Raw genomic sequence first — 10,724 nt, forward strand, 5'->3', positions numbered from 1 at the left:
AAGAAGCGCGCGACTGGCTGCACAACAAAAACGCCTTGCTCGAAGCCGAGGTGGCGGCGCGCATGGATGAAAACCGGCGCATCCAAGACGTCAGCATCCACGCCTTGGCTCGGCTTGCCGAAACGCGGGACTCCGACACCGGCAACCACATCCGCCGCACCCAAGCCTATGTGCGCACGTTGGCCCTGCATCTGGCCAACCATCCGCGTTTTGCTTGGTTGCTGACGCCCAAGAACATCGAACGCTTGGCCAAGTCAGCGCCTTTGCATGACATCGGCAAGGTGGGCATTCCGGACTACATCCTGCAAAAACCCGGCCCGCTCACCCCTTCGGAGTGGCTGATCATGAAAACCCATGCGCAACTGGGGGCCGAAGCCATCGAAATGGCCGAGCGCGACAGCGAGCAGCCGATGGAGTTTTTGCTGATGGCCAAACAGATCGCCCACTGGCACCACGAACGCTGGGATGGTCGGGGCTATCCCGATGGTCTGGCCGGGGATGCGATTCCCATCCCGGCACGACTCATGGCCTTGGCCGATGTGTTCGATGCGCTGATCTCCCGCCGGGTCTACAAGGAACCGATGGCCTTTGAGAAAGCGCGTGACATCATCTTGGCGCAGCGCGGGGCGCACTTTGACCCCGATATCGTCGATGCCTTTGCCACGCTGTTCAACGACTTTTCGGCCATCGCCACACGCTATGCGGACCCTGAAAACGAGATGAACCTGCGCTGCTGAGCCGTCATGGACCCCACCTCCAACGCCCTGCCCCCAGGTGTCATCCTCAATGACATCAGCCTCCAATTTGAAAGCCACATTGAGGACATGTTGGGCTCGGTCGGGGTAGGCACTTGGAGCTACGACCACCAGCTCGACCGGATGCACCGCAGCCAGACTTTGCGCAGCTTGCTGGGCTACAGCCCCACCGAGGGCTCCCAAGCCAGTTTTGCCGATTGGGTCAGCAGCATCCACCCGGACGACCGGGACACGACCTTGGATCATTTCAACCAAGCGTTGCACGGTGCAACGCCCGGCTTTGCCACCGACTACCGCGTGATGGGTCACGATGGTCAATGGCGCTGGATTGCCGTGCGGGGCAAAGTCATGCTGCGCGACGAGCAAGGCAAGGCGCTGCGTAGTGCCGGCATCACCTTCGACATCACCGAACAACGCCGCAACGACGAGCAACTGCGCCAACTGTCTTTGGCGGTCGAGCAAAGCCCGAGCAGCATCGTTGTGACCAACCTCCAGCCCAGCATCGAGTACGTCAACCAAGCTTTTGTCGATATCACCGGCTACAGCCGGGAAGAAGCCTTGGGCCAAAATCCGCGCATCCTCCAGTCCGGTCAAACCGCTAAAGAGACCCATAACGACATGTGGGCCACTTTGGTACGGGGCGAGGTTTGGCGAGGCGAGTTCAGCAATCGAAAAAAAAACGGCGAACTCTACTTCGAGATTGCGCACATCGCCCCAATTCGCCAGCCCGATGGCCACATCACGCACTACGTGGCGGTCAAAGAAGACATCACCCGGCGCAAGCAACTCGCCAGCGAGTTGGAGCAATACCGCCATCACCTTGAAAAGCTGGTGAGCCAACGCACCCGCGAGTTGGTCGATGCCAACGCCCAAGCCGAGGCCGCCAACCAAGCCAAAAGCTCTTTCTTGGCCAACATGAGCCACGAGATCCGCACGCCCATGAACGCCATCGTCGGGCTGACGCATCTGCTCCAGCGCAGCACCACCGATCCCGACCACCAAGACAAGCTGCGCAAGATCAGCGATTCGGCCTTGCACTTGATGGCCGTGATCAACGACGTGCTCGACATCTCCAAGATCGAAGCGGGCAAGTTCGAGCTCAGCGAAACCGATATGGATCTGAATCACATCTTGCGTGACGCCATCGGTTGGGTGCGGGACAAGGCCAATTTCAAAAAATTAACCTTGCTCACCGAGGTTGAATCGGGTTTGCCGCCCCTGCGCGGCGATGCCACACGCCTCACCCAAGCTTTGCTCAACTACATGGGCAATGCCGTCAAGTTCACCGAACGCGGGCATATCACCCTGCGGGTGGGCTGCGTCGAAAGCGCAGACAGCCATGTGCTGTTGCGTTTTGAGGTCCAAGACACCGGCATCGGCATCAGCCCCGAGGACTTGAGCCGCTTGTTTCAACCCTTCGAACAAGTGGACCGCCGCACCACCCGCCGCCACGGTGGCACGGGCTTGGGGCTGACGATCACCCGCCGTTTGGCCGAGCTGATGCATGGTCAGGCCGGTGCGACCAGCCAGCTCGGCATGGGCAGCACCTTTTGGTTCACCGCCCGACTGGGCCGAGCCCATGCGTTGACACTCTACGCACCCCTGCCCTTGCGTCACACCCCAAGCAGCACCCAGCGCGATCCGGCCGAGATCCACGCCGAGCGCCGCTTTCAGGGCTACAAGGTCTTGCTCTGCGAGGACAACCTCATCAACCAAGAGGTCGCCATGGAGCTGCTGCGCAGCGTGGGCCTGTCGGTCGATCTGGCCGAGAATGGAGCCATCGCGGTCGAACACGTCAAGCGCGAGCGCTACGACCTGATCTTTATGGATATGCAAATGCCGGTGATGGATGGCTTGGAAGCCACGCGCCAGATCCGCACTCTGCCCCACGGCGTCCATCTGCCGATCTTGGCCATGACCGCCAACGCCTTTGGCGAAGATCGCCAGCGCTGCTTGGATGCCGGCATGAACGACCATGTGGCCAAACCTGTCGAGCCCAAAGCGTTGTTTCAAGCGCTCGATACCTGGCTGCAACCAGCACAGAAACACAGTTCGCCCCGTGCCACGACCACCGACCTCAGTGATATGGACCTCTTACGCGAACAACTCACCACCCTGCCGGGTCTGGATGTGACCGCTGGGCTCAAGGTCACGCGGGGCAAACCCGAGCGTTATGCCGCCTTGCTGCGCCTGTACGTCGATCACCACGCTGGCGACAGTGGCCGACTGCGGGGCTACTTGGCTGAGGGCAACTTGCACAGCGCCGAACGGGTCGCGCATAGCCTCAAAGGGGCCACCGGCACCTTGGCATTGACGCAGCTGTACCAACTCACCACCGATTTGAACCACGCCATCCGTGAGCAAGCTCCGACGGCGGATCTGCTGGCCAAAGTGGCGGCTTTCGAAATCGCCCAGACTGCGTTGACCCAAGCGGTGCATGCCTTGCCCAAGGACCGAGAAACCGCTGCCCTGCCACCCGCTGCCGCGCCCACCACACCCTCTGCGCCATCACCCCACGACTGGGCCCGAATTCAAGTCGTTTTGCTCGAACTTGAACAACTGCTCACCGAAGGCGACATCCGCGCCAACCGCTTGATCCGCTCAGCCACCACCACCTTGCGCCGCGCCTTCGGCGTCGATGCCGATGAACTCCTGCGCCTGATCGAAGCCTTCGACCACCGCGCCGCCTTGCTGCTGCTGACCAAGCTCAAAAGCGGCGTGCCAGCGGCTAAGCAAGCCAAGTAATCCCGCCTGTGGATGGTTTGCTGCTTCTCCTCGCCGCCGCCTTTGCTGCTGGTGGGCTCAATGCCATTGCTGGGGGCGGTAGTTTTCTGACCTTTCCGGCGCTGGTCTTCACCGGCATGGCACCGATTGCGGCCAATGCGACCAGTGCGGTGGCAGTGAGCCCGGGGTATCTGGGCAGTGCGCTGGGTTTTCGAGCGGAATTGGCGCGGCTACCGCGCAGGCTCTTGGTGCAAGAAGGGCTGATCTGCGCCTTGGGGGGCCTGCTGGGGTCCGGGCTGCTGCTGGTGACGCCCGCCAAACTGTTTGCCGCCGTGGTGCCATGGTTGCTGCTGTTCGCCACCGCGCTTTTTGCCTTGGCCCCCCGACTGCTTGCCGGCAGACCACCCCACGCTGCTCATCATCCCATGGCGCGGCAGTTGGGTTTACTGGCCGTCGCCATTTACGGCGGTTACTTCAACGGCGGGCTGGGCATCTTGCTGATGGCGCTCTACACCCTGAGCGGCGAGCGTGATCTGCACACCGCCAACGCACTCAAAAACCTTAACTCGCTGGTGCTGTCGCTGCTCTCGATGCTGGCCTTCGCTTGGGCCGGTGCCATCCAGTGGCCCCAAGCGCTGGTGATGATGCTGGCCGCCACCGCCGGCGGCCTCGCCGGGGCCCGCGTCGCCCGGCAACTCCCCGCCACCGTGGTGCGCAGCGTGGTGATCATCACCGGGATGGTGATGGCGGGGGTGTTCTTCGGGCGGGGGTGAGGACACCCAGCCCCAGCCCCAGCCCAGTAGCGCGGCCAGCTCAACCCGTTCACCGTCTTTCTATCACCGCAGAATATGCGGTGAATAGATCAATAATCGCCGCATGCATGCCGCCGCCGATCTCGACCCCCTCTCCACCAGCCTCTACATCTGGCAAAACGCCGACTGGCCGGTGTGGCGCTATGACTTGGCGGCGCTGGTCGGGCCGCTGACCCAAGTGAGCCAAGCCCAAGGGCGACTGATGGGACGGCTGGCCGACATAGGCATGGGCTTACGCGAACAAGCCAGCTTGGCTGTCTTGACGCAAGACGTGCTTAAAACCAGCGAAATTGAAGGTGATTTGCTCGACTTGGCCAGCGTGCGCTCGTCCATCGCCCGTCGGCTGGGGGTGGATATCGGCGCACTGGCACCGGTGGATCGGCACGTGGAGGGCGTGGTTGCCATGGTGCTCGACGCCATCACCCATCGACACGCACCGCTGAGTACCGAGCGCTTGCTTGGCTGGCACGCAGCACTCTTCCCCACCGGCTACAGCGGCCTGAACCCCATCCGCGTCGGAGCTTGGCGTGACGACGCCCAAGGGCCGATGCAGGTGGTCTCCGGCCCCATCCACCGTCAGCGGGTTCACTACCAAGCCCCACCGGCCGAGCGGCTACCCGCTGAGATGGCGCGCTTTCTGGCTTGGGCCAACGACACCAGTACACCGGATCCTGTCTTGCTGAAGGCCGGTTTGGCCCACCTCTGGTTTGTCACCTTGCATCCACTCGACGACGGCAACGGCCGCATCGCCCGAGCGGTGGGTGATGGGCTGCTGGCCCAGATCGATGGCCCGCTGCGGTGCTACAGCTTGTCGGCGCAGATCCAGCGCGAGCGCGAGGCCTATTACGACATCTTGGAGCGCAGTCAGAAAGGTTCGATGGACGTGAGCGCTTGGCTGCTCTGGTTTCTGGGCGCGCTGCAACGTGCCATCGAAGTCGCGGATCAAAACTTGGATGAGGTGCTGATCAAGGCGCGCTTCTGGCAACACTGGGCCACATTCCCTCTCAATGAGCGCCAGCGCAAGCTGATCAACCGCCTGCTCGACGGCTTTGAGGGCAAGCTCACCACCCGCAAGTGGGCCGCCATCGCCAAATGCTCGGCCGACACCGCTTTGCGCGACATCACCGAACTACTCGCGCTGGGCCTGCTGCATCGCCGGCCCGAAGGCGGGCGCAGCACGGCTTATGAGCTGGCTGGCTCGACCAAGGGGGGCGAGTTGGGTCAGCGACTCCTGCCATCCGAGGTCGTTCAACCCCGCCAACCGCGCGAGTAAGGGTCGATGATCAACTGCGCGCCTTCGCGCACCAAGCGCTGGACCATGGCTTGAGCGTTGTGGGCTCCGTGCTTGGTGGCCAAGGATTCGATCACTTCAGCGGCGTTTTCAGCGACGCCGCAACCGTCTTGAAGCTGCACACGCAAGCCCGAGTCATGGACCGCTAGGTTGCCGACTTGGTCGATATCCCAGCGGGTTTGCCAGAGTGAATGTTTGGACGAAGGGGGAACAGGAGCAACAGGGGAAGAGTTCATGTGCAAATGGTAGTCGCTCACCTCAGCGCTGGCCCTCAACGTGCCGGGCAAACCGATCAAGGATCGCCTGCCAGCCGGCACGTTGTTGTTCGACCGAATGGGTTGCTTCGGCGTCGAAGGTTTCACGCACGGTGACGCCCTCGGTGCCAGCCACAAACTCAACCTGCATCGTCCGATCCCCGAAGGCGCATGCCAGCAAGGCGTGCGGCACCACTTGGGTGTACGTCCCGGCAAAGTCAAAGCCCATGCTGCCGTCTTTGGCCTCCATGCGGGACGAAAAACCCCCGCCGACCCTTAAGTCCACCACCGCAGCGGTGGTGTGCCAGTCGTCCGAGGCCGCGTTCCATTGCTTGATGTCTTCCGGCGTCGTCCAAGCGCGCCAAACGACGTCGATCGGGGCATGAACCAAGGTTTTAACGGTGATTTTCATGGTGCAACTCGTGTGTGTTTCGGATTTGACCCAAGCCCAGATGATACGGATTGGGACCGATACTTCAGCCCATGCATGCCTTGAAACCATTTGCCTGCGGTCTCTTGATCGCCTTGCACGGGGCGCTATACGCCGCCCCACCTCGCGACCCCAAGCCCATCGACATCGGCCAAGTTCTGCCCGATGTGCGCATGGCCGGCCTCAATGGCCGCTCACGCCTGCTCACGAGTTACGTCGGCCGGCCGCTGATCATCAACGTGTGGGCCAGTTGGTGCGGACCGTGCCGTGCTGAAGCCGCTTCGCTGGAACGCCTGACCTGGAGTGATGCCGGTCGGGGCTTCACGGTGATCGGCATCTCGACCGACGACGACCCAGAGGCGGCCAAGAAGTGGCTCACAGCCTCCAACGCCACCTTGAGCCACTTTATCGACGCTGGCTTGGTGCTCGAAAATCTTCTCGGGGCCTCGCGGATTCCGCTCACCGTGCTGGTCGATGCCAAAGGCCGGGTGGTCACCAAGGTTCAAGGCGCGCGTGAATGGGACAGCGCTGCGTCCATCCAGCTGATCAAACAAGCCTTTCATCAACCATAAGCGTCAACCATACGCATCAACGATAAGAACACGCCACCCATGCAAGCTCTGCTCGACACCATCGCGGCGATCACCACCCTGCCCACCGACGCCAGCCGCCTCTTCCATGGCCGAGGGGGCCTATCTCCGGGCTGCGAACACCTGAGCTTGGATTTCTACCCGCCGGTTTGGTTACTGACCAGCTTTCAACCCATGGCGGAAGACGAGCTCGCCCGCGTGGGTGAGGCCCTGGCCGCGCGCTGGGCGCAGATAGCGCCAGCCCCTGATCAGCCCCTGAACTGGCTCTTTCAGCAACGCGACGAGGTCCGCGCCACCAACCGCCTGATGGCCGGGTCGGTGCCCGAGCCGCATGTGGTGAGCGAAAACGGCACGCGCTTTTTGGTGCATCTGCCACACGGCCTGAACCACGGTTTGTTCCTTGACATGGCCGAGGGCCGGCGCTGGGTGCGCGATTGGGCGCACCAACATCGGGGCGGCCAAGTGCTGAATCTGTTTGCCTACACCTGCGCCTTCTCGGCGGTGGCACTGCAAGGCGGTGCCAGTTCGGTGTTGAACTTCGACATGGCGCGCGGGCCTTTGGCCATCGGCAAGCGCAATCACGATCTGAATGGTTTGAAGCATGGGGCCAGCTTTTTGCCGCATGACATCTTCAACTCCTGGGGCAAGATCAGCCGCAGCGGGCCCTATGACTTGGTCATCATGGACCCACCCAGCTACCAAAAAGGCAGCTTCGTCGCCGACAAAGACTACGCCCGCTTGATCCGCCGCCTGCCCGACCTGCTCGCCCCCGACGGCCACGCCCTGCTCTGCCTCAACGCCCCACGCTTCGGCCCCGACTTTCTGCACCACCTCGTGCAAACCGAAGCCCCCAGCCTGACCTTCGTCGAACGCCTCGCCAACCCACCCACCTTTGCCGACATCGCCCCCGAGCGAGCGCTCAAGGTGATGGTGTATCGGCAAAGCAGTGCCCCTACCCCGCTATAACCATCGAAACGGGCCCTGTTTTACAGCTCAGATGCGAGACGTTGAACGATGTCTCGCGTCCCTGAACGAAGCCCTCTGCTCGATTTCTTCGGATTAGCTAAAAGATCTTTTTTACTATCGAATGCGTACTCAGCATTTCTGACGATATGCGTCACATTACCTGCTGCTTTGGCCGCATAGACAAAACTCTCTGAATACAGCGTACTTTTGCAATCACTTCCCAACAATTTCGCATTCACCACAATATTAGGTTCGACCATGGTTTCAACAGAATATCCAGCCCTGATGTTTGACAAAAGTAATGCATCATATTTACCTTGAACCGACTTGCAGTCAAAATCTGCAAGATCATCCAGATTTTTCTCCCATTTAAGCACCTTGACGGTATAGCCACGACTCTCAACAGCCCGTGGCAACTCATAGTTCCATAATGCCCCCACAGCCGGTGGTTCGGTTGAAATAGATTGCATAAAATCTGACGTGGCACTCTGAGCCCGCATGGCCTCAATTCCACCAAGCATCAAGCCACCAAGAGCACCCAACATATAAAAGGCCGCGCCACCTGGGAGTTGGCCTACATAGAGATGATACTTTTCAGGCTCAGCAATCTGGACCACCGCCACCGTACGAATCGTCTTCTTTGCTTGCGCTTGTAGCGGTACTTTCGGGGGTGACGAACACCCGCCAAGCATGCTACCGATGAGCACCAGTGAAACCACTGCCGTTGTTTGACGCTTCAAGATATACCTCCAAAGATTGTGTGTGATTATTATCACGTACCATCAGCTATCTGAAAAGCCTTTTGCGTATCATGAAGAATAATTCTAAACAATATTATATTTAAATATCTACCGAGGAGCGAGTGGCATGATTTTGGGTAGTTCAACCGAATCGAGACATGGAAACGCCGTGCGCAATTTCATCGATATAACGACCTATCGAGCTAAAAATAAACCTCACGGTCACTGCCGAGACAGCACCCAATGGGTAGCCCTTGCCGTGGCTGCGTGCTTGGTGCAGGCATAACCCAAGGCCGGAAGATTCACACCTTCGAAGAGTCGCTCACCGGAGCCGAGCAGGACGGGTGATATGGCGATATGCATCTCGTCGATCAGACGTTGGCAAAGATATTGTTGGATGACATGGACACCGCCACCCACGCGAACATCTTTGCCTGCGGCGGCTCGCCGGGCGCGCTCAAGAGCGACGGCAGCACCCTCCGTCACGAAGTAAAAAGTCGTTCCGCCGTCCATCACAAGCGGTGGGCGTGGGTGGTTCGTGAGCACGAAGACGGGGACGTGATACACCGGGTTCTCGCCCCACCAACCCCGCCAACTCTCGTCCGGCCAAGGTCCACGAACCGGCCCGAACATATTCCGGCCAAGGATCCATGCGCCGATGTTCTGGAAACCGCGCGTGGCAAACTCATCGTCGATACCCGTTTCCCCACCATCGCTGCCAAACAGCTTTTGCTGAAAGGTCCGAGTGGGAATCGCCCAACCATGAAGCGAAGTACCACCCACGCCCAAGGGATGATTGATATCTTGGTCCGGGCCAGCACCAAAACCGTCGAGCGATAGGGTGAAACTCTCTACGCGAACCTTGGACATGCTGACTTTCTGATGTGTGAGTGACGACAAAACCGGGGCGATTCAGTTCTCTGTGCCAGCATTGAAACCAGCGCACCGATTTGAGAGCCCGTTTGGAAACTCACTGCGCCCTTGTGAATGCGTCCAGTCGTCACCTGCGAGATGGCTCAAACATCCAGAAGTTGCCTAGAAAAGTGGTAATTTCGGAGGTTGATGGATGACTGTAGGGCGGCAGTCGATTTCTTCACTTGGGTTTGAATTGAGTTTACAAATGGGCTCTTAGGCAATTAATCACTCAGTTCCGATCAAACACGCAATGAGTAATGCCATCTTCGCGTAGCTTTTTTTCTAGTTCCTCAAGAGATTCTGAAAAGTACTTAACGTCCCCATTGGCCTCAACAGTGTAGTGACCGTTATCATATTTTCTGATCGTTGTGACTTGATGATCGATGGTAGCCGTTCCAACTGGTTTATGGCTCATGCTTCTCTCCTTGATAGATAAATAGTCTGTCAGGTGACAACACTCTAACAGGCTGTTGAAATACCAAAATTTCCATTGGTGACAACCTGTTGACGCCTATGACGCCGGTCGAATTCGGGTAATTTTCTGTCGAAAATCACCAATTTTGGCTCGTTCATAAGGTTTTCGATAGAAATTCATGATCGGCCTACACTTGGAAAACAGTATTTCAACAGCCTGTTAGGCCGCGTTTTTCAGCGAACGAAGAAAATCCACATTCCAACCAACGATGCGCCGCCAATGCCATTAATGGCCTTTCTCACATCATCAATGGTTGCAATTTTAGACCCACTGGAATCACGGATATCCCTGCCGTCGAATTCAGCCACCTTACTCCCTCGGCTATCTCTGAAATATTGGTTTTCAATTTCTCCAACCTTGCTTCCATGGTCATCTCGTATGTACTTGCCATCAAGTATGCCGATTTTGTGCCCGCTTCGATCACGGAGTTCTCTGCCATCGAACTTGTACTCAGCCATTTCATATTCCTTTCTAATTTAGTGATGCCCACTACATTTCGAAAACACCACCCGCCGCCCGCACGATGCGGTCTATTGCGCTGGTGATGCTCCCTGAGGTGGCATCGTAAACCATGGAAAGCGCACGGAAAAGAGCTCTCTGCGGGGTTGCGAAAGAGATTTTCCGGGGGCGGGTAGGTGGCCTCAATTTTGAGGCGGGTTGGCTTAGAGGCGAACCGGGATGCCTCGGGCGGCCATGAGGGCTTTGGCTTCGGCGACGGTGTGTTGGCCGTAGTGGAAGATGCTGGCGGCAAGCACGGCGTCGGCACCGCCTT

General features: G+C 59.0%; 12 protein-coding genes and 1 pseudogene. 6 read left to right on the plus strand and 7 right to left on the minus strand.

Translation table 11 applies throughout. The features are described from left to right. The 4 genes from AC3VI7_RS10720 to AC3VI7_RS10735 form a co-directional block, all read left to right on the plus strand. Positions 1-737: HD-GYP domain-containing protein (locus AC3VI7_RS10720; protein ID WP_489671513.1), on the plus strand; the 737-nt coding region annotated here is incomplete at its 5' end. A 6-nt stretch (positions 738-743) separates the two neighbouring features. After that, positions 744-3,500 carry a PAS domain S-box protein gene (locus AC3VI7_RS10725; RefSeq protein ID WP_489671050.1) on the plus strand — a complete coding sequence of 919 codons (2,757 nt, stop codon included), beginning with the start codon at positions 744-746 and terminating at the stop codon, positions 3,498-3,500. Positions 3,501-3,508: 8 nt separating this feature from the next. Next, positions 3,509-4,252 carry a sulfite exporter TauE/SafE family protein gene (locus AC3VI7_RS10730; RefSeq protein WP_489671049.1) on the plus strand — a complete coding sequence of 248 codons (744 nt, stop codon included), beginning with the start codon at positions 3,509-3,511 and terminating at the stop codon, positions 4,250-4,252. A 103-nt stretch (positions 4,253-4,355) separates the two neighbouring features. Then, complete coding sequence (locus AC3VI7_RS10735; protein WP_489671048.1) at positions 4,356-5,564, plus strand: Fic family protein; 1,209 nt, start codon at positions 4,356-4,358, stop codon at positions 5,562-5,564. Here AC3VI7_RS10735 and AC3VI7_RS10740 read toward each other — a convergent pair. Together AC3VI7_RS10740 and AC3VI7_RS10745 are read right to left on the minus strand one after the other, a co-directional pair. Next, a complete protein-coding gene (locus AC3VI7_RS10740) occupies positions 5,540-5,818 on the minus strand; it encodes a hypothetical protein (protein WP_489671047.1) in 279 nt (92 codons plus the stop codon). The two genes, AC3VI7_RS10735 and AC3VI7_RS10740, sit on opposite strands and share 25 nt — an antisense overlap. 22 nt (positions 5,819-5,840) lie before the next feature. Next, positions 5,841-6,248, minus strand: coding sequence for an SRPBCC family protein (locus AC3VI7_RS10745; RefSeq protein WP_489671046.1), 408 nt, complete (start codon positions 6,246-6,248; stop codon positions 5,841-5,843). Positions 6,249-6,319: 71 nt separating this feature from the next. Between AC3VI7_RS10745 and AC3VI7_RS10750 the strand changes: the two genes are divergently transcribed. Beyond that, complete coding sequence (locus tag AC3VI7_RS10750; protein ID WP_489671045.1) at positions 6,320-6,838, plus strand: TlpA family protein disulfide reductase; 519 nt, start codon at positions 6,320-6,322, stop codon at positions 6,836-6,838. A 39-nt stretch (positions 6,839-6,877) separates the two neighbouring features. Next, a complete protein-coding gene (locus AC3VI7_RS10755) occupies positions 6,878-7,822 on the plus strand; it encodes a class I SAM-dependent methyltransferase (protein ID WP_489671044.1) in 945 nt (314 codons plus the stop codon). Between the two features lie 20 nt (positions 7,823-7,842). Here AC3VI7_RS10755 and AC3VI7_RS10760 read toward each other — a convergent pair whose 3' ends face one another. From AC3VI7_RS10760 to AC3VI7_RS10780, 5 genes and pseudogenes are all read right to left on the minus strand, one after another. Beyond that, the gene (locus AC3VI7_RS10760) at positions 7,843-8,562 is read right to left on the minus strand and encodes a hypothetical protein (protein WP_489671043.1); all 720 of its coding nucleotides are present in this window, start codon (positions 8,560-8,562) and stop codon (positions 7,843-7,845) included. A 222-nt stretch (positions 8,563-8,784) separates the two neighbouring features. Then, the gene (locus AC3VI7_RS10765) at positions 8,785-9,432 is read right to left on the minus strand and encodes a dihydrofolate reductase family protein (protein ID WP_489671042.1); all 648 of its coding nucleotides are present in this window, start codon (positions 9,430-9,432) and stop codon (positions 8,785-8,787) included. 274 nt (positions 9,433-9,706) lie between these two features. Further along, complete coding sequence (locus AC3VI7_RS10770; protein WP_489671041.1) at positions 9,707-9,892, minus strand: hypothetical protein; 186 nt, start codon at positions 9,890-9,892, stop codon at positions 9,707-9,709. 233 nt (positions 9,893-10,125) lie between these two features. Then, on the minus strand, positions 10,126-10,410 hold the full coding sequence (locus tag AC3VI7_RS10775; RefSeq protein ID WP_489671040.1) for a hypothetical protein: 285 nt from the start codon (positions 10,408-10,410) through the stop codon (positions 10,126-10,128). Positions 10,411-10,614: 204 nt separating this feature from the next. After that, positions 10,615-10,724, minus strand: a pseudogene (locus AC3VI7_RS10780) (imidazole glycerol phosphate synthase subunit HisF); the annotation flags it as partial.

This window comes from Leptothrix toolikensis (SeqCode) (genome assembly GCF_057922285.1).